The organism is Colwellia sp. BRX8-4, from assembly GCF_014077345.1.
Classification (GTDB): domain Bacteria; phylum Pseudomonadota; class Gammaproteobacteria; order Enterobacterales; family Alteromonadaceae; genus Colwellia_A.
Genome location: NZ_JACGVS010000015.1, coordinates 36076 through 54189 on the forward strand (window position 1 = coordinate 36076; position 18114 = coordinate 54189).

The 18114-nt window shown below is 37.0% G+C and carries 21 protein-coding genes; 10 read left to right on the forward strand and 11 right to left on the reverse strand.

Features of this window, described 5'->3' with window-relative positions; translation table 11 throughout:
• Window positions 1-202 precede the first annotated feature (202 nt).
• On the reverse strand, window positions 203-2326 hold the full coding sequence (gene pta / locus H4J56_RS13240; protein WP_182230798.1) for a phosphate acetyltransferase: 2124 nt from the start codon (window positions 2324-2326) through the stop codon (window positions 203-205).
• Between the two features lie 4 nt (window positions 2327-2330).
• Entirely contained in the window at window positions 2331-3545 is a 1215-nt protein-coding gene (locus tag H4J56_RS13245) for an acetate kinase (protein ID WP_182259455.1), read from the reverse strand.
• A 191-nt stretch (window positions 3546-3736) separates the two neighbouring features.
• On the opposite strand from H4J56_RS13245, the gene yfbV reads away from it, so the two are divergent.
• A complete protein-coding gene (yfbV, locus tag H4J56_RS13250; protein WP_182259456.1) occupies window positions 3737-4168 on the forward strand; it encodes a terminus macrodomain insulation protein YfbV in 432 nt (143 codons plus the stop codon).
• Between the two features lie 23 nt (window positions 4169-4191).
• Here yfbV and rlmA read toward each other — a convergent pair whose 3' ends face one another.
• Window positions 4192-5007 (reverse strand): 23S rRNA (guanine(745)-N(1))-methyltransferase, encoded by an 816-nt coding sequence (gene rlmA, locus H4J56_RS13255; RefSeq protein ID WP_182259457.1) that lies wholly within the window; start codon window positions 5005-5007, stop codon window positions 4192-4194.
• A 16-nt stretch (window positions 5008-5023) separates the two neighbouring features.
• The gene (gene xthA, locus H4J56_RS13260; protein ID WP_182215767.1) at window positions 5024-5830 is read right to left on the reverse strand and encodes an exodeoxyribonuclease III; all 807 of its coding nucleotides are present in this window, start codon (window positions 5828-5830) and stop codon (window positions 5024-5026) included.
• 204 nt (window positions 5831-6034) lie between these two features.
• Here xthA and H4J56_RS13265 point away from each other — a divergent pair, with 204 nt between their 5' ends.
• The gene (locus H4J56_RS13265) at window positions 6035-6580 is read left to right on the forward strand and encodes a VC2046/SO_2500 family protein (RefSeq protein ID WP_182215769.1); all 546 of its coding nucleotides are present in this window, start codon (window positions 6035-6037) and stop codon (window positions 6578-6580) included.
• A gap of 298 nt (window positions 6581-6878) precedes the next feature.
• Here the strand turns inward: H4J56_RS13265 and H4J56_RS13270 are convergent, their stop codons facing one another.
• Both H4J56_RS13270 and H4J56_RS13275 read right to left on the reverse strand, forming a co-directional pair.
• Complete coding sequence (locus H4J56_RS13270) at window positions 6879-7388, reverse strand: YchJ family protein (RefSeq protein ID WP_182215771.1); 510 nt, start codon at window positions 7386-7388, stop codon at window positions 6879-6881.
• 95 nt (window positions 7389-7483) lie between these two features.
• Window positions 7484-7975 carry a hypothetical protein gene (locus tag H4J56_RS13275; protein WP_182259458.1) on the reverse strand — a complete coding sequence of 164 codons (492 nt, stop codon included), beginning with the start codon at window positions 7973-7975 and terminating at the stop codon, window positions 7484-7486.
• 527 nt (window positions 7976-8502) lie between these two features.
• Here H4J56_RS13275 and H4J56_RS13280 point away from each other — a divergent pair.
• From H4J56_RS13280 to H4J56_RS13305, 6 genes are read left to right on the forward strand one after another with little or no spacing between them, the layout of a single operon-like run.
• A complete protein-coding gene (locus H4J56_RS13280) occupies window positions 8503-9162 on the forward strand; it encodes a response regulator transcription factor (RefSeq protein WP_182259459.1) in 660 nt (219 codons plus the stop codon).
• Entirely contained in the window at window positions 9162-10577 is a 1416-nt protein-coding gene (locus tag H4J56_RS13285; protein ID WP_182215776.1) for an ATP-binding protein, read from the forward strand. Before H4J56_RS13280 ends, H4J56_RS13285 begins: the two co-directional genes overlap by 1 nt.
• A 32-nt stretch (window positions 10578-10609) precedes the next feature.
• Window positions 10610-10984, forward strand: a complete 375-nt coding sequence (locus H4J56_RS13290; RefSeq protein ID WP_182215869.1) for a cupredoxin domain-containing protein — start codon at window positions 10610-10612, stop codon at window positions 10982-10984.
• Complete coding sequence (locus tag H4J56_RS13295; RefSeq protein WP_182215778.1) at window positions 10984-11781, forward strand: hypothetical protein; 798 nt, start codon at window positions 10984-10986, stop codon at window positions 11779-11781. Before H4J56_RS13290 ends, H4J56_RS13295 begins: the two co-directional genes overlap by 1 nt.
• Window positions 11778-12482 (forward strand): hypothetical protein, encoded by a 705-nt coding sequence (locus H4J56_RS13300; protein WP_182215780.1) that lies wholly within the window; start codon window positions 11778-11780, stop codon window positions 12480-12482. The genes H4J56_RS13295 and H4J56_RS13300 overlap by 4 nt, the downstream gene beginning before the upstream one ends.
• Window positions 12482-13225, forward strand: a complete 744-nt coding sequence (locus H4J56_RS13305; protein WP_182215782.1) for a DUF1461 domain-containing protein — start codon at window positions 12482-12484, stop codon at window positions 13223-13225. Before H4J56_RS13300 ends, H4J56_RS13305 begins: the two co-directional genes overlap by 1 nt.
• 206 nt (window positions 13226-13431) lie before the next feature.
• Here H4J56_RS13305 and H4J56_RS13310 read toward each other — a convergent pair whose 3' ends face one another.
• From H4J56_RS13310 to H4J56_RS13330, 5 genes are all read right to left on the reverse strand, one after another.
• A complete protein-coding gene (locus H4J56_RS13310; protein WP_182215784.1) occupies window positions 13432-13833 on the reverse strand; it encodes a lysozyme inhibitor LprI family protein in 402 nt (133 codons plus the stop codon).
• 71 nt (window positions 13834-13904) lie between these two features.
• Window positions 13905-14207, reverse strand: a complete 303-nt coding sequence (locus tag H4J56_RS13315; protein ID WP_182215786.1) for a YciI family protein — start codon at window positions 14205-14207, stop codon at window positions 13905-13907.
• A 42-nt stretch (window positions 14208-14249) separates the two neighbouring features.
• Complete coding sequence (locus H4J56_RS13320; protein WP_182215788.1) at window positions 14250-14816, reverse strand: septation protein A; 567 nt, start codon at window positions 14814-14816, stop codon at window positions 14250-14252.
• 166 nt (window positions 14817-14982) lie between these two features.
• Window positions 14983-16215, reverse strand: coding sequence for a Xaa-Pro peptidase family protein (locus tag H4J56_RS13325; protein WP_182215871.1), 1233 nt, complete (start codon window positions 16213-16215; stop codon window positions 14983-14985).
• A 131-nt stretch (window positions 16216-16346) separates the two neighbouring features.
• On the reverse strand, window positions 16347-17174 hold the full coding sequence (locus H4J56_RS13330; RefSeq protein ID WP_182215789.1) for a tetratricopeptide repeat protein: 828 nt from the start codon (window positions 17172-17174) through the stop codon (window positions 16347-16349).
• A 220-nt stretch (window positions 17175-17394) separates the two neighbouring features.
• Here H4J56_RS13330 and H4J56_RS13335 point away from each other — a divergent pair, with 220 nt between their 5' ends.
• Together H4J56_RS13335 and H4J56_RS13340 are read left to right on the forward strand one after the other, a co-directional pair.
• Window positions 17395-17670 (forward strand): lipid asymmetry maintenance protein MlaB, encoded by a 276-nt coding sequence (locus tag H4J56_RS13335; protein ID WP_182215791.1) that lies wholly within the window; start codon window positions 17395-17397, stop codon window positions 17668-17670.
• Between the two features lie 78 nt (window positions 17671-17748).
• Window positions 17749-18111 (forward strand): response regulator, encoded by a 363-nt coding sequence (locus tag H4J56_RS13340; RefSeq protein WP_070373857.1) that lies wholly within the window; start codon window positions 17749-17751, stop codon window positions 18109-18111.
• Window positions 18112-18114 lie beyond the last annotated feature (3 nt).

Consider the following 18114-nt stretch of genomic DNA (forward strand, 5'->3'; position numbering starts at 1 on the left):
GTATCATTGTGGGTAACTATTGCTTTAATGGTTATCTTTATGTTTTTAAAGGTTAATTTTAGCTGGTTGTTTTTTGTCTAGTGGCTAAAAATTGATTGAATTATAAATAGTTATTAAAATAGTCAACTGTATATAAAAGCAGTCTCAAGCCAATAAAAATATAAGCTAAAAGGTTAATAAACTAACCTTTTAGCTGAGTAAACTATACTTTTGCTTGAATGGCTGTTAAGGCAATTGTATAGACGATATCATCGACTAAAGCACCACGGGAAAGGTCGTTAACCGGTTTTCGCATGCCTTGTAACATTGGCCCAATACTGACTAAGTGTGCAGAACGTTGTACCGCTTTGTAGGTGGTATTACCGGTATTTAAATCAGGAAAAATGAAGACATTGGCTTTACCCGCAACAGGGCTGTTAGGCGCTTTTTTCTTGGCAACATTTTCCATAATGGCGGCATCATATTGCAGCGGTCCATCGATGATCAAATCAGGTCGTTTTGCTTGCGCGAGTTTGGTTGCTTTTGCTACTTTTTCTACATCGGCACCAACCCCCGAACTGCCCGTGCTGTAACTTATCATGGCTACCTTAGGGTCAATGCCAAACTTTATTGCTGAGTCGGCAGATTGTATCGCTATCTCAGAGAGTTGTTCCGCAGTTGGCTCAGGGTTTATTGCACAATCACCATATACTAGAACTTGCTCAGGTAATAACATAAAGAAAACAGATGAAACTAATGAACTTCCTTCAGCCGTTTTAATTAATTGCAGGGCAGGGCGAATCGTATTTGCAGTGGTATTAATAGCTCCAGAGACTAAACCGTCCACTTCACCGAGTTGCAACATCATTGTTGCTAAGACCACGTTGTCTTGTAGTTCTTGTTTTGCGACCACTTCGGTTAATCCTTTATGTTTTCTCAACTCAACTAAAGGAGCAATGTAGTGGTCTCGAATTAAGTTGGGGTCGGTAATTAATAGTCCTTCTGGTAATTGAATACCTTGTTGCTCTGCAATCAATAAAATACTTTCTTTATCGCCCAGTAACTGACAACGAGCAATGCCACGTTCAACACATATTGCAGCAGCCTTAATGGTTCTGATATCTGTGCCTTCTGGCAAAACAATGAGTTTATTTGCACTACGAGCAAGTTCTGTGAGCTTATGCCTAAATGCTGGTGGAGACATTTGGCTACTTTGTGCTACATTTTCAGACAGTTGCTGTAACCAATTCGCAGACAAGTTATCAGCGATATATTCTCTTACTTTTTCATGACGTTGAATATCATCTGCAGGGGTTTCTGGGTTGTAGTTCATTAAATGACGAGACGTTTGCCAAGTATCCCAAGGCACAGAAAGCACCGGTAGGCCAGCGTCTAAAGCTTGTTGACAAAGTGTCATCACTTGTTCGTTGGGTTTATAGCCGTTAGTCAATAATAATGCGCCCACTTTTGTACCATTTAAAGCCGATAAACAGGTGGCGATAATAATGTCGGTTCTGTCTCCAGGAGTAACAATTAATCGACTTGGTTGTAAATGGCTCATTAAATTGCCAACGCTGCGTGCACAAAAACTAATACTGCGGATACGGCGATGCGACATATCACCTGCATTTAACACTTCAGCATTGAGATAATTGCAAATATCCATGACCCGTGGCGCGATTAAGTCCATTTCCCATAAGACAGTACCTAACAAGTCAAAATGACGATTTTTAAATATCGATAAATTAATTAGCGTAGCAAGATCGAACTCACTATTAAAATCACTTTCACGAGGCAGTAATCCATACTCATCTTTGTCGGGACTATTAATCTTATTAATAATACAACCAATAAGGCGTTTGTTTTTTATTCCGCCAAAAGTTTCCGCACTAACTTCTAAACGGTCCTCAAACTCTTCAGCGCTATCGTTATCGGGCGCTGCCACCAAGACTATATCTGCTGATAGGGCTTGAGCAACATCTCGGTTGATTCTGCCCGCGTAAGGTTGGCGTGTCGTTGGTATCAGTCCTTCAATAATCACCACATCATGTTGTTTTTCAAATTGATTGAAATCTCCAACAATCTTTTCTAAAACAATATCATGCTTGCCATCGCCCATTTGTTGTTCAACATAAGCTAATGATACCGAAGTCCCTAAATTTGGAGTATTGAGCTTACTTTGAACCGTATTATTTTTGTGAGCTAATAAACGACGAGCGGGTTGACTTATTGGTTTAAAATGGCCGACATTTATACCTTTTTGCTGACACGCATGAAGTAAGCCTTGCACAACACTGCTAAGTCCAACGCCAAAACCTACTGGGATCAACATGATTCTATGTGACATGACTTTATTCCTTAGTTGAGCTGTTATTAAATAAAAGTTGTGAGGTTTGCTCGGCAATAACCCACTCTTCATTTGTTGGAATGACTAAAATAGGACGAGAGTTTTTTGTACCGATATTACCTGCCTTGCCAAAGCAGCAGGCATTATTCTTATCAGTTGCAACAAAGAAATTAAGTAGGCTCAATTGATCAATAATATTGGCTCTAATTAGCGTCGAATTTTCGCCAATACCGCCGGTAAATATTAAGGCATCGATTGATGTTAAGCTGGCAGTAAAAGAAGCAACGGACTTTGCAACACGGTAGCAAAATATATCTAATGCTAACTTTGCTCGTGGATTTTTATCCTTTAACCAAGCTTCTTCTATTTCACGACAATCGTTGCTTAACCCCGAAACCCCTAATAGGCCGCTTTCTTTATGTAACAAATGGCTCACTTGCGCTGTGGTATAGCCGAGTTGATTGATTAGGTGAAAAATAATACCCGCATCAACATCGCCGCTGCGTGTGCCCATCATCACTCCTTCGAGCGGTGTTAAACCTAAGCTAGTATCGACACTCTTACCATTTTTAATCGCAGTAACACTGCAACCATTGCCTAAGTGAGCACTGATAAAATTACTTTCATTAATGGATTTATCGAGTGTTTTAGCCGCTTGTTGTGCAACAAAATAATGGCTTGTACCATGAAAACCATAGCGTCGAATACCATGCTCTTGATAGAGAGCGTAGGGGATACCATAAATGTAAGCTTTTTCTGGCATCGTTTGGTGAAAAGCTGTGTCAAAAACGGCAACTTGCGGCACATCAGTAAAAACCGTTTCCGCGGCGTTAATACCCATCAAATTTGCTGGGTTGTGTAATGGGGCAAGCTGAGACAAGTTACTGATGGTGTTTTTTACTTCATCAGTAATTAACGTTGGCATACAATAGTGTTCACCACCATGGACAACGCGGTGGCCTATGGCACATATTTGTAAATTTAATTGTTGTGAAACTAAGCTGTCAACTAAAGCCATTATCGCTGTTCGATGATCAAATGGATGAGGTATAGCCGTGTGCTTTTTTTGTCCCTTAACGTTAATCTTGATGCTTGCTTGTTCGGACAATAAGCGCTCAGCGAGTCCTGATAGTAATGTTTCGCCGTTTTCTGGTTTAATTAAAGAAAATTTTAAGGATGAACTACCGCAATTTAACACTAAAATTAGATTTTTTTTCATGGCTTTATTTAATGCTCATTTATTAGGTGGTTAATTGTTTTATTACAATACGTTATTTGGAATGATTATAGACCAAATATAGCGTTAAAATATTGATATGAACTAAGGAAGTTAACTTTAGGGAGACTTCATTAAAACTAGTTACAACTTTGTGCTATCTTTTAAATAACCGTTGTTATAGTGTGTCGTTTATGAATATGAGTTTAGTAGAACTAATTAAGCTAGGTCGAGAATATATGCGACTTTGGCCGCAGCGAGCAGAGTTAGGCAATTATTTTGCCGAGTATCAAGCTGTTCAAATTTGCCGTTTGGCTTTTCGCTATTTACCGGGTATTGCGTTGTTTTCTTTTATTATGCAACTTTACCTAGGATCGATAACATTATTACCACAAGCGTTAGTTTATAGCTTATTTATTTTAAGTATTCCGCTACAGGCATTGTTAATGCTTGGCGTTAAAGCCGATAAGTTTTTGCCGCTGGCACTCGCCTCTTGGTACAAAGAAAGTGTTGCTAGAGTCAACGAAGCGGGTGGTTCGATAAAGTTATCACTGCACAAGCCACGTTTTATTGATTTAGCAAAACTACTTAACATCAGTCATCAGTCACAAAATTCTAAACTCTAACCGCTTAACAATTGAGTTAAACGTTAATTGACCGTGTTTTTATAAATACGTATCAAAAAATCAGCTTGGCAAGTGAAACTATTTCTTGTTCTTAAATCGTTAAGTAAGGTTTCAGTTGTTTTAAAGGCAAAAGGGGTCATTGCTAATAAGTTAATAATATCTTCACCTTCAGCAAATTTCATCTCATAGTTCACTTCTTTTTGTGCAATCAATGTTAAATTTTCAATAGGACTTTTAGTCATATCATGTTGTTGCGCTGTTCGGTATATTAATGCTTTTAGTTCAATTAAATGATTTTTTGCCGGCGTTACTGTGACTAAATAGCCATTATTAGCTAATACCCGAGTGAATTCTTCTTCAAGAATTGGTGCGTAAATAGAGTTGATCCAAGAAAAGTAGTTTTCACTAAAAGGTAACTGCGACAAGGTGGCAACACTAAATTGACAATCTTTATATTTTTTAGCGGCATTTTTAACCGCATTTTTTGCAATGTCAATACCATAAACACGGTTGGTAGGCCTTACATACTGTTGAGTATAAAAACCTTCACCACAGCCAGCATCAAATACCGGCTTTGTTAAATCACCGTATTGTTGATATAGAGATTGTAATTCATCAGCGAGCGGTTGATAAAAGCCTTTATCTAGAAACTGACGACGTGCGTTAACCATGGCTTTGTTATCACCAGGGTCTTTTGAATGTTTATGTTGAACGGGCAATAAGTTTACATAACCTTCTTTTGCTTCATCAAAGCTATGGTTGTTCTGACAACGATAGCTTTGGTTAGCTAACACTAATGATTTTTTACAAATGGGGCAAACGTATTGAGCAAGGAACATAGTATTTACTCAACAGCTACTTAAAAGTAGACCAAATCGGCGCGTGATCTGAAGGTTTTTCAATAGCACGTAGTTCGTAATCAATATCGGCTTCGATACACGTTGCCGCCATCTTGTGCGTTGCCAAAACCACATCGATGCGTAAACCACGATTATCAACAAAACCTTTAGAACGATAGTCAAACCAAGAATAACGTTCCGCTTTTGTTGGATGCAATTCTCTAAACGTATCTTTAAATCCCCAAGCCATTAAAGTTGCAAGCCATTCTCTTTCTTCTGGTTGAAAACTACACTTGCCAGTCTTTAACCAACGCTTTTGGTTAGGCTCACCAATACCAATATCTAAATCAGCAGGTGAAATATTAATATCGCCGATAATGACTACGTGCTCATCTGGGGTATGGTTATCATTTAAATAGGTCATCAAGTCTTTATAAAATTGACGCTTATAGGGATATTTTGTTTCATGAGCGATGTTATCGCCTTGCGGGAAATAACCGTTTAATACCGTTACTTTTTCACCTTGTTCATTGGTGGTCTCAATCATCACCATACGTTTTTGAGACTCTTCAGTATCGCTAGCAAAGCCCATTTTAACAATATTGGCTGCTTTTTTACATAACATAGCCACACCATAATGTGCTTTTTGACCATGAAAATAAACGTGATAACCCATAGCTTCAACAGCTTCAACGGGAAAAGCATCATTATGAACTTTGATTTCTTGTAAGCCAATAATATCAGGCTGGTGCTTATCAATGATGGCTTGAAGTTGGTGTAAACGCGCACGAAGGCCGTTAATGTTAAAGCTAATGATTTTCATAAAAGACTCGATATTGATTTTTTCCACATGCTACCAGAAGTTATCAGAGAAGGTTATTATTAATTGCTAGTGAAGTGAATTAGGTACTTATTAACATCAACTTTTTAATAGACAGGTAAATGTGTAAATAAATAGAAATTAAACTCAACTAAATTAAAGGATTGCCGATATAAGCTTTAGATAAAATAATAAAGTTGAAGTACATTGCTTACAGAGTCAGTTGACAGTCAAATTCTGGTACACGAATTACAATTAGGTGAACAACTTAATGTAAGTGTGCACAGCGCTCGACGAGCTGACTTTTCACTATTATTGGCAATGTTAAGTGATGACGTACCTAGCCATAGTCAATTTTCTTTGCCAAAAACTGTCGTTGGCACTAAAACGATTAATGATGCAAGCTTACGTAAAGAGTTTGACCTTCCTGATAAAGCACCTTTATCTCTGAATGAAAATCACAACACAGCAATATTTGATCAAGCAGAACTTATTCAGCAGAATAACTTAGCAGAATTACGTTTATCAAATGCTTTGTTGCCTAAACCGCTTGCTTTTCGAGATGATAAAAAGCATATCAGACAAGAAGTATTAAATAATACCTCGCTGTACTGCCAGAAAAAATTTAATCATACAAAGAATAATACGCCGCAAGACACCGACAGTTCAAGATTATCATTCGATACTAAAGGTTGGCTTAACGCCGTGCATAACACTATCGTTAAAGCGCCGTTACTTGATGCTATAGCATAAGGTTATTGCATTAGCATAGTAATAAAATCGTGCGTTTGTGTTGACGTTATTTGTGATTAACTTTTTCAGTTTACTGGCCTGAGCAATGTTTAAACTTGATTGTTAATTGTTGAGTTTACTTGCTACAGCATTGTCTAAATTTTTATTGCTATGACAAAAGCATCGCTGGTTTCTTTTGCAGGAGACTTGATTGTTGATTGTTGAGTTTACCAAACACAGCATGGCCTAAATTTTTTATTACTATGACAAAAGCATCGCTGGTTTCTTTTGGGAAGAACTTGATTGTTAATTGTCGAATTTACCGGCCACAGCATTGTTTAAATTTTTTATTACTATCGCAAAAGCAAGCTTGGTTTCTTTTTGGTGCTATCAGCGCTTCATTGTTACTGACTTCACCATCTAAATATCTCCATTGCCCCTTTTCAACAACAAAGCGTGATGTTTCCTTCATCAGAAAATACTCACCTTGATGTTGGTAATAAGCCGAAAAGCAAACCGTCGGTAAGCGTTGCTCTTTATTGTCAGCGTTTACAGCATTTTGATCATTAAGCTCGGTATAATCACTGGCAGCATTAATGGTTAGTTTTAACCATTTGGTTTCTTTGGCCCATGCTGATATATCAGCGATTGATTGTAAAGCTCTGCTAGCTTGAGCATAAGTCTGATAAATATAATCAGCAGCCTCTGTTGCATAGGCGCTATAGCGAGAACGCATCAATTGCTCTGGTGATTGTGCACAGGTCTCTTGATTTATTAATAAGCAGCAGCATTGCTGAAAACTAATATTTGAACCACATGGACATTGCATAAAGTCGACATTATTTTAGAAAAGTAGTTGATCTATTTTAGCAGAGCAAAATTTTATTTTCTGTTTTAATAACGGCAAAATCGCTTCAAACTCAATTAATGTAACAATAAAGAAGAATCCGAAAGAGTGACGTAATTTTTTAGTCGTTGCTGGTTTAAACGTTTTTGAGTTTGCTTGGTTAAAATAATGCATTGAGTTTGTCCTTTTTCTGCGAATTGAGTGAGTTGGCTTAATTGTGATTTATCTAAGGTGGCATTACACAAAATAACAGCCGAACAGTGACCTTTTTCTAAAGCATCTTTAATGGTATTTAGTGAGATATTACGTTGATGAAGATTAACTTTTAAGATTCTTTTAGGGTCTATTTTTCCTTGAACAGACAATTGCTGAAGCGGCTTCTCTTCAGGGTTTATCATCAGGATCCATTTGTTATCTAAATCATGATTTTTGAAGATTTCAGTATACTGCTGAGATAGTTCTATGGCATTAGCAATACTTCTAACATCACACCATTTGTGTTTTTTGATAGCCATATTTGTAGTTTTTAACGCTAAGTTGTTGGTATTAATGTGATTTATTGAATTCATTTTTAAAACCTCGATATACTGTACGTATGTACAGTATATCGTTTTTGGTGTTTATTCAAGCACTTTTTATGATTAATATTAATTGATCCTACTGAAGGATCTAATGTAATGAACGCCAGTAAATGAGGGAAATAGCACCAACAGTATTGAAGATACCGCTAGTATTTGTTGGCCCAATGCTATGCTAGGGGATCTTAGCGACAAACAATTGTTAGCTCTTAAGCTTTCCTTAATAAAAGTTTGTTATTTTCATTCACTAAATATTTAAGGTAAATACCCCGCTATGAATAAACAGGTCATTTGATGAATAACCGCTACTAACGTTCATTTATTTATGGCGAATATTTCTGTAATAACCGACAATAACTTTGAGATAAAACACCTTGAGTCGATCATACCTATGGCATTGTTAAGTCTTATCTTCACTGTTGATAGTTTTCGACCGTCAAGTATTAATAACCGGCCTTGGAAAAGGCTAGATAATATAAAAACCGTTAATAGTCATTTTAAATTGTTATAGGAAAAATATGCGCATATTGTTAGTTGAAGACGATATACCCTTGGCTTTGGGATTACAGCAGTCACTTCGTCATGAAGGCTTTGTTGTTAACCATGTTGATAATGGTAAAACGGCAATTTCAGCATTGTCTGTGTCAGATCAAGACTTAGTTATTCTTGATCTGGGTTTGCCTGATATTGACGGATTGGAAGTGCTAAAGCGTACTCGTGATCGTAAGCTTGGTATTCCTGTTATTATTTTAACCGCAAGAGATGCGCTTGAAGATAAAGTTAAAGGCTTAGATTTTGGTGCAGATGATTACCTGGTAAAGCCTTTTGAAATTAGCGAATTGTTAGCACGCCTTCGCGTGATTGAACGGCGTTTAGGCACGGCAAAGTCGGCATTGATTATTTGCTCAGACGTGGCAATTGATACCGCAGCTCATAAAATCTTTATTAAAGATGAAGAATTAAAAACGTCAAAAAAAGAGTACATGGTATTAAAAGCATTGATGGAAAATGCCGGTCGAATCCAATCTCGGGAACAAATTGAATCGCGTTTATATGAATGGGGAGAAGAAGTGGCCAGTAATGCTGTTGAGGTACATATACACAACTTAAGAAAAAAATTGCCAGAACAATTTATAAAAACAGTCAGAGGCGTTGGTTATACGGTTAATAAAACCTAATGTCGATTCGTCGCTACTTAGTCCTTATTTTACTATCCATCATCACTTTGATGACATTTTTTGCTGCCATACAGGGCTATAAAGCCAGTATGGAACAAGCAACTAGCTTATTTGATGAGCAATTAGTTATTGTCGGTAAAACCTTGTTAGCGACCTCTGCGACTCTTTCTGACAAGGGTGCCGAAAATCGATTAAGTGCAGCAACAGTGGTCCCTTCTAACCATATTGCTTATCAAGTCTTTAGCAATAATACTTTATTACTACGCACAGATAATGCTCCTGAACAGTCAATTACTGAGTTACCTGCAGGGTTTACGGACCTTAATTTTATTGGACAGCGTTGGCGAGTATATATAGAAACATCAACAAACGAACAGGCGCAAAGAAGTCAATTAAGAGTGCTGGTTGCCCAACCGCTTGAACAAAGATTTTCACTGGCTGAACAAGTTATATTATCTGCTGTGACTCCTATTATTTTAGTTATCCCTTTGATTGCCTTGTTTATTTTTATGGCGATTCGTCAAGGCTTAAAACCGTTAACTGTTTTGCGCCGAGAATTGTCAGAAAAGAAAATTAATGACTTATCAAAGCTTTCTAGTGAGACATCAACAAAAGAACTACAACCGGTTATTCAGACACTAAATCTGTTATTTGAACGCTTGTCGGCAGCTTTTTCAAGGGAACGTTATTTTGCTTCTGACGCCGCTCATGAATTAAGAACGCCGTTAAGTGTGCTCAAAATTAATGTTCACAATTTACAAATAACCCAAAGTGAAAACCTTGACAGCACCGGGCAGGCTTCGTTAATGCAATTAGGTCAAAGTGTTGACCGAATGGCTCATGTTGTCGATCAAATATTAACGTTAAATCGTACTAATCCTGATCAACTCACCATGGCAGTCACTAAGCTTGAATTACAAGGATTGTTGCAACAAGTGATCAGCGACTTATACCCTGAAATATTGCAGCATCAGCATGATATTTCGTTAGAAAGTGAAGCCACAATTATTTATGCTAATGAATTTGCTTTATTGACCTTAGTGAAAAATTTAATTGGTAATGCCTGTAAATATACTCCTAAAGGCGGGCATATTTTGGTAAAAACGTTGATTGATGAAGACAGTTTCACCCTGATTGTTGAAGATTCTGGCCCCGGTATTGACTCCAGCGAATACCAGCGAGTTTTCGATCGTTTTTATCGTGTGGGTGGAGATAGCCATCACTCTACTGTGGTAGGATGTGGCTTAGGTTTAGCGATTGTTCAGCATATTGTTAAATTACATCATGCGAGTATTATTTTAGCAAAATCGACGAAATTAGGTGGCCTTAGCGTGTCAGTAAGGTTTCCACAAAAGACTCAAGCGATTGACTTACATTTACATCAGTTTGAACAAGAATGGGAGGACAATAAGTGAAAGCACCTGCTATTTTTATAAAAAAAACCAGCATTATTAGCCTCTTTATCTCTTTAATCTTTAGCCCAAGTGTCTGGGCTGAACGAGCTGAGTATGTCGTAGAATTGAAAGATCATTTGTTTTTTCCTGCGGTTATAAAAATTCCACCAAACAAAAAAGTTAAACTTGTTATTTATAATCGAGATACAACCCCTGAAGAGTTTGACAGTTTTGACTTAAATCGAGAAAAGGTTATTTTCCCCCATAAAAGAGCGGTGATTTTTATTGGTCCATTACCCGAGGGAAAATATAACTTTTTTGGTGAGTTTAATCCTAATAGTGCCAAAGGGACCATTATCGTTACCCCGTTGCCTGAGCGTAAAAAAGCAAGTAAAGCTACTGTTCAAAACATAACAGGAGGTGCTTAATGTTAATTAATACCGTGCTTTTGTTTTTGAGTAACAGTTTAGTTATTTTTATGGTGTTAGCCTTGTTGTTATCGATTAAAAATAAGTTTCAACTCTGTGGTCTTACCCTTATAAGTGGTGCGCTATTGGGTATTTTGTTTATGTTACTACTTTGGATTTATATCGATGTGATCAGCCAAATGTTTGATGATACCGGGCTTGAATGGTTCTATGCGAGTATACATGTTCTTGTATATATTCTAATTTTACATTTTATTCATCGCTCCCATATCAGCGTTAGTACCGCCAATAACAGTCAGCTATCTTGGTATGCTGGCGCAATACTCGCGTTAGTTATTATGCTACAGGGTACTAACTTCCTCATTTACTTTATTGGATATTGGTCGCAAACCGATATGGTTAATTCACTTTTTATTGGCGTTGTTTTAGGAACAGGAATTTGTATTAGTATCAGTATACTATTGTACTTTTTTTGCTTGTTTCTCAATGAGCGTTTGTATGGTCGAAGCACCGAAATTATTTTTGTTTTCTTTGCTTGTGGTTTATTTAATAAAACCAGCGATTTATTACTACAAATTGATTTTTTACCCAGTAGTCGTATGATTTTTGATGTTAATTTTATTGTTAGAGAAAAGTCTGAATTAGGACATTTTTTGAAAGCTTTATTTGGTTACGATGCAAGCCCAACCCTATTACAAATTGGACTTTATCTTTGCGCTTTATTTATCGCACTTTATTGGTGTCAGTTTCCCCAAAAACTTTGGCGGATCCCTCGCTTTAAGCAGGTTGTATCATGAAAAAAATATTTTATGTTTTAACGTTACTCTTGTACAACCTTTACAGCGTTATTGCTTTTGCTGATGGGGTAGTGGTGGATAAAGTGTATCATCCGTACGTGTTACCCAATGAAAAAGAAGTTGAATGGCGGTTACTGTCTCACCAAACGGAAAAGACCAATGACTTAGCGCAGCGCTTTGCCTACGGGCAGTCTGTACTTGACAACCTGATGGTAGAGTTTTATATCGTTGGCGAACGCGATATTGATGGAAATTTTGGTTTATCTGCTTACGAAATAGAAACCCGTTGGATGCTAACGGAGCAAGGTCAGTATTGGGCGGATTGGGGCATGCTTTTTGAATTTGAAAAAGAACATAATAAAGACAGTTGGGAAGTGACTTCAGGCTTGCTGTTTGAGAAAGAAATAGGGCGGACCAGTTTAAGTATTAATGCATTTTTGATTTACGAGTGGGGAAATGACATTAAAAATGAAATAGAAATGGAGTTTCGCGCTCAGTATCGTTATCGCTGGCTACCGCAATTTCAACCCGCAATTGAGTTATATTCAGGTGAAGATTATGTCGGTATTGGTCCAGCTTTCATGGGAATTCAACGCTTTGACCGACAAAAGCAGTTGAAATGGGAACTCGCCTTTATCACTGGACTGAATGGCGAAAGCAAAGATCATATTTTGCGCGCGGCTATTGAGTTTGAATTTTAATGAACCGCATTTTACCACTAAATAGACGCCACTCAGCGACCTTCTTATGGCTATGTTGTTGTTGTTTCTTATTGCTTTTTTCGCTGGGGCTAAGTTGGCAAGTCAATAAAAGTGTTAATTTTTTTTATAAGTTTTGGTACTCACCATTAAATATTGAACAAACGATAAAAACTTATGCACCACAGAATACACAAGGTAAACAGGACTTTGCCCAGACAAGTCGTGAGCAACATTTACAAAGCTTTAACGAAATAGTTGATGAAATTCATAATAACGGCGAGGGTCTGGCAAGGTTAAGTTATCTCAATAACGATAACCAGCGTCGCGCTTTACTGACCAAACCTGAGGTCGTACATTTACAAGATGTCAGTGTTTTAATTAACCAATTACGTACAATATCAGTGATTAATGTCTTATTACTACTGATTACGATTGCTGGTGTATCTCGTTTCAAACAGCCAAAGCCAGCTAAAAAAGAGCGCTATATGGCGGTAATTATTCCCACTTTTTTATTTATAGCTGTGTTTTCACTGTTTGGTTTTACCGATGTCTTTTACTATCTGCATACGGTGGTCTTTCCTGATAATCATCAATGGTTTTTTTATTATCAAGAGTCATTAATGAGTAGCCTAATGAAAGCACCCGACTTATTTGCTGCAATAGCATTGTCGCTCAGTGTTATCGCAGCGGGGATTTATATGTTAATTTATCGATTATTAATGACAAAAATCTTTAGCAGCTAATCGTGTTCGTCGGTGCGTTGACAGGTTATATATGGAATAAATGATGATGAGCATTGAAGTGAATTGTTTGAAAGTCAGTAACTAAAAGCAAGTTTTGGCGAGCATAAAATCATCAATGTTCAGACGATTACCGCTGGTGGTAAGGCGGGTTATATTTCAGCCAAGCAACTGTTTATATAACAGTGTACTGGGCTGAAATAGTAGTACTAGGGGTTAATTGATTCTAATTCTTTAATACGGCTTTGACTCACTAAAATATAACACTTCTTGTAGGCAGAAGCCGCACCCGTTCCCGGTGAAATAGCAAGGTACTGCCATCGACAGTCATTTTCTCTAAAGGTAATAAAATTACGTTGTGAGCGTTTAAACATGTTTAATGCCGCTTTTCTTCCGGTTACAGAGGCAAACTCTTCAAGGATGAACACTTGATTGTTTATCCATGTTTGTAACTCTCTATCTACCGCTTGTTTAACTATGTCTAGACAGCCTGATAAGCCTGAGGTTGTTTTTTGGGTCAGCTCACATTCATCAATAGACTTTTTTGCGTAGCTAACATTGGATAAAAAACAAAGGGCTAAGGTTAAACAATAGAAAGAAGTTTTGCTCATGATACTTTTCATTATATTTATAAGTTTATAGTTAATCATCGGATCATAGGTAAAGTAATAATAGCTCAACTTTATGCGGGTAGTACTTTTTTATAAGGTTTTACGGTCACTTTTTTATAAACACCCGCGCCAATATAAGGGTCTTTATCTGCCCATACTTGGGCTTGCGTTAAACTATCAAATTCAGCAACGATAAGCGAACCTGTAAAGCCTGCATCACCAGGGTTTTCATTATCGATTGCGGGACAAGGACCTGCCATTAATAATCGCCCTTGGTCTTGTAATTCTCGTAAACGTGCTAAATGTTGCTCACGTACTGACATTCTTAAAGCTAAACTATTTTCTACGTCTTCTGAATAAATAAGATAAAACATGTCGTTTCCATAAAGTTTGAGGATTATATATAGGTTAAGTGATTACTTTTTTTCTTCAATTGGTCTGTCACTTTCTTCATCATCATCGGGTAAATGTTTTGATAATAATAAAATTGAGGCGATTGAAAAAACAAACATTAAGCCGGTTAAACCGAATACTTTAAAGTTGACCCAAGTGTCTTGGTCAAAATTAAAAGCGACGTATAAATTTAATATCGCGCAAAATGTGAAAAAGAGCGCCCAAGCTAAGTTTAATTTACGCCAAATATTCTCAGGTAAAGTTAATGACTCATCGAGGAAGTCTTTGATGATGTTTTTATTAAAAATCTTATCACTGACCATAAGTGCGATTGCAAACAATAAATTGATGATGGTGACTTTCCATTTGAGAAAAGTATCGTCATGTAAAAATATTGTTAGCCCACCAAACACCGCAATAAGGACAAAAAATATTAAGGTACGTTTAGGGATGGGTTCTTTTTTGTAAAGATAGTAAATTATTTGCGCGGCGCCAAGGATAATTAAAGCGCCAGTTGCCCAATATATATCAACAAATTTATAAACAATAAAAAAAACAACGAGGGGGAGATATTCAAACAGAGCGTGCATAGTATTAAATCTCCAACCAACCTTCGTTTATAAGTGAGTTAATTCTACTCAATGCTTAAGCATTAGCCAAACAATTATTTGGCTAATGTGAACTAATAACGTGAAATACAAGCGAAAACGTTACAAATTATTAACTGAAAGGATTAACTTTTTTAATTAAAATTAACTAACCCTTCATTAATCCGAACGGGTCATCGATAGAATATGATGGTTCAGTAAACCATTTTGCTCCATGCTCACTCATATAAAAATGATCTTCTAGGCGAACACCAAATTCGTCTGGCACCACTAACATCGGTTCATTAGAGAAACACATACCTACCGACAAGGGGGTTTTATCACTGCGAACTAGATAAGGCCATTCATGAATATCTAAACCTATGCCGTGGCCGGTTCTGTGGGGACAACCCGGTGTTTGATAATCAGGTCCCATTGCTTGGCTGGCTAAATAATCGCGAGCGGCAATATCAACATCACCACAAGGTACGCCAAGTATTGCTGCGTTAAATGCACTTGCTTGGGCATTTTTTTCAATCAACCACATTTGACGCTGACGTGGGTTAGCTTCACCAAAAACATAGGTTCTGGTGATATCTGAATTGTATCCTTCTAACTGACAACCGGTATCAATAAGCACTATATCGTTAATGTCTAAAGTTTTTGGGTTTTTTACCCCGTGTGGAAAAGATGAATCTTCACCAAAGAGCACAATACAAAAGTAAGATCCTGCAGCGGCGCCAACCTTTATGTGGGCTTGATTGATAAAGTCAGTAACTTCTTGCGTACTGATCCCCTGATATAATATTTTAGCGACGGCTTGATGTACTGCCATCGTCATATTTTTAGCCTGTTGTAGCAACGCTATTTCAGCTAACGATTTTTCACTACGACAACCAGCCGTAATTGCTTTTGCATTGATCAGTTGGTAATTGTTTGGGCTACTGTCGGCACATTGTTTAATACCATCAGCAATGAAGAATGCGGTTGACTCGTCAAGCGCAATATTGCCTGAGTCAATCCCCATATTTTTTAAGGTTTCAATAAATAATTGATAAGGATTTTCATGTTCTTGCCAACCATTAACTTTACCTTTAATGGTCATATACTGACGTAAGGTATTGACCTCAAAGAAGGGGGTAATGTATTGAATTTCGCCTTGCTGTGGGATTATTGCCCCAACCATACGTTCACTGGCATACCATTTTGTGCCCGTAAAATAATAGAGGTTAGTGCCAGCATCTAAGTAAGTTGCCTCAATATTATTATCTTTCATTAATTGCTGAGCTTTAGCGATACGTAACTGAAACTCGTTTGAAGAAATAGGCTCAACATCGCCGGTCATATTGTTAAGTTTGGCTAGCTCTGTTTGTGCATCAGAGCCTCCTACACCTATAGTCATTTTTTGTGTCATTAGCGTCCCAAAAGTAATGTATATTATTTCGTTATTATGACATGAATTGTTTATTTTATACAATATACATTGCTAAAGTGGCTATTTTTACATGTTATAAAAGCCAAGTTATCGCGCTATTAATATTTAAGGAATATTGGGTCTGCTGATAGATTAAGTGCCTGTAAGTAAAGCTCAGGGTTATTGTCTTGAAAAAACTTTACCCGAGCAACCGCTTGCGGTAGATCTTGATTTGCCGCATGAATAAGCCAGGCAAGTCCAAGGCCATGATCTTCTTCTGTGCCTTCAGCTAAGAAAAAAGCACGGCCCATCGCGCCCATCGCTTTTGCATGACCAAGCTTTGCCGCTTGTTCAAACAATTGAAACGCTTGTTCAACATCGCCAGACTGTCTTTTTATGAGAGCTTTATCAAACAAGTCGTTATCACTTTCGCTTAAGGGCGAAGTCGTTATGTCGGGCTCATTATTTAACTCATTTTGCCGTTGCTGTTTAAAGGGGTCATCAACAGCTTTGTTATGGTGAGTTTCTAAGTATAAGTCTTCAATAAGCTCGCTGTTTTCATCTTCGTCGTCTGAAAAAATATCTTTAATGTCTATGTCTTTTCTTTTTTCAGTTAACAAACAACTCATCACTGCATCATAGCGACTATTAAGTTGCTCTATGGTTTGTTGTTGTTTACTGATTTGTTTTTTGTAATAGCTTGCATCTTCAGTTAATTGTTTGATATGAGCATTTTGTTGGTCAAGATGTTTTTGATGAGACTGCTTTAAGTTATCAATGTTTGATTGATTAGCGAGATCAATTCTTAATTGTTGGCTATGACTATATTTTTCGAATCGCTCTAATACACCTTGAACACTCTGCTCGTAGTTAGTTTTCATTTTTTCAAACCAACGAAATATTTGGCTGGGCACTTTTTGATTATCTTCTGGCATAGCTGTTCTCAAAACATATCCTTTTTTTAACCATAATAATTGTAAACAGGGAAAGCAATATATTCATTACGAAAGCTCACTTTATTTATGTTTATTTAAAAAAAAAGCAATAAATTTATGCTAAACACCTAAAAAATGGCGGGTTTCTATTAAAATAAACTTGCAGTTAATTTTTTATGGTTTATCTTTATTGCTAAGAATTCTATTTTTATACGAATTTATAAGGGATTAAATGTTCATATTACCGGCTCTGCTAACCATTGCTCAAGTGGATGACTGTAAAAATCAGTTACTCGATGAAATTGCTAAAAATGATGTTATAACTTTTGACGACAGCGCTGTTACCCATATAGATACCGTTGGTGTGCAATTATTATTAGCGGCGGTAACCTACATCGCAGCACAAAATAAAGTACTCAATTGGAATTCTACCTCCCGTGTTATTCAAGAAAGCGTTAAGCAATTAGGGCTTAATGAAGCCATTTTAAATCAATATCTAAATGCTTAGAATCAATTTTTTAGTGAGATATCCTCTAAATATTATTAAGCTTTTGCTGTTTATATTTACCTTAAAAAGGAAATACCTATGACCAAAATTTTGGTTGTTGATGATTCTAACTCTATTCGCGATATGGTTAGTTTTACATTAAAAAGTGCCGGTTATGAAACCGTTGAAGCAAGAGACGGACAAGAAGGTTTGAGCAAAGCTCAGGGTGGGGCGTTTGACTTAGTGATCTCTGACGTAAATATGCCGATTATGGATGGTATTACTTTATGCGAAGAGTTACGTAAGTTACCCCCTTTTAAGTTTACTCCTATTTTGATGCTAACGACCGAAAGTTCTGGTGATATGAAAATGCGTGGCAAAGCAGCTGGTGCTACCGGATGGTTAGTTAAACCTTTTAATCCTGAAAAATTATTAGCAACCATTAAACGGGTTGTTAGGTAGCTA

What these genes read in the sequence shown, in the direction of transcription:
- H4J56_RS13310 (WP_182215784.1), bottom strand. Translation starts at nt 13,833, where the DNA reads ATGAGCAAAACTTCTTTCTATTGTTTAACCTTAGCCCTTTGTTTTTTA.
- H4J56_RS13300 (WP_182215780.1), top strand. Translation starts at nt 11,778, where the DNA reads ATGAAAAAAATATTTTATGTTTTAACGTTACTCTTGTACAACCTTTAC.
- H4J56_RS13270 (WP_182215771.1), bottom strand. Translation starts at nt 7,388, where the DNA reads ATGCAATGTCCATGTGGTTCAAATATTAGTTTTCAGCAATGCTGCTGC.
- pta (WP_182230798.1), bottom strand. Translation starts at nt 2,326, where the DNA reads ATGTCACATAGAATCATGTTGATCCCAGTAGGTTTTGGCGTTGGACTT.
- H4J56_RS13320 (WP_182215788.1), bottom strand. Translation starts at nt 14,816, where the DNA reads ATGCACGCTCTGTTTGAATATCTCCCCCTCGTTGTTTTTTTTATTGTT.
- H4J56_RS13245 (WP_182259455.1), bottom strand. Translation starts at nt 3,545, where the DNA reads ATGAAAAAAAATCTAATTTTAGTGTTAAATTGCGGTAGTTCATCCTTA.
- H4J56_RS13340 (WP_070373857.1), top strand. Translation starts at nt 17,749, where the DNA reads ATGACCAAAATTTTGGTTGTTGATGATTCTAACTCTATTCGCGATATG.
- H4J56_RS13285 (WP_182215776.1), top strand. Translation starts at nt 9,162, where the DNA reads ATGTCGATTCGTCGCTACTTAGTCCTTATTTTACTATCCATCATCACT.
- H4J56_RS13280 (WP_182259459.1), top strand. Translation starts at nt 8,503, where the DNA reads ATGCGCATATTGTTAGTTGAAGACGATATACCCTTGGCTTTGGGATTA.
- rlmA (WP_182259457.1), bottom strand. Translation starts at nt 5,007, where the DNA reads ATGTTCCTTGCTCAATACGTTTGCCCCATTTGTAAAAAATCATTAGTG.
- yfbV (WP_182259456.1), top strand. Translation starts at nt 3,737, where the DNA reads ATGAATATGAGTTTAGTAGAACTAATTAAGCTAGGTCGAGAATATATG.
- H4J56_RS13305 (WP_182215782.1), top strand. Translation starts at nt 12,482, where the DNA reads ATGAACCGCATTTTACCACTAAATAGACGCCACTCAGCGACCTTCTTA.
- xthA (WP_182215767.1), bottom strand. Translation starts at nt 5,830, where the DNA reads ATGAAAATCATTAGCTTTAACATTAACGGCCTTCGTGCGCGTTTACAC.
- H4J56_RS13275 (WP_182259458.1), bottom strand. Translation starts at nt 7,975, where the DNA reads ATGAATTCAATAAATCACATTAATACCAACAACTTAGCGTTAAAAACT.
- H4J56_RS13335 (WP_182215791.1), top strand. Translation starts at nt 17,395, where the DNA reads ATGTTCATATTACCGGCTCTGCTAACCATTGCTCAAGTGGATGACTGT.
- H4J56_RS13295 (WP_182215778.1), top strand. Translation starts at nt 10,984, where the DNA reads ATGTTAATTAATACCGTGCTTTTGTTTTTGAGTAACAGTTTAGTTATT.
- H4J56_RS13315 (WP_182215786.1), bottom strand. Translation starts at nt 14,207, where the DNA reads ATGTTTTATCTTATTTATTCAGAAGACGTAGAAAATAGTTTAGCTTTA.
- H4J56_RS13325 (WP_182215871.1), bottom strand. Translation starts at nt 16,215, where the DNA reads ATGACTATAGGTGTAGGAGGCTCTGATGCACAAACAGAGCTAGCCAAA.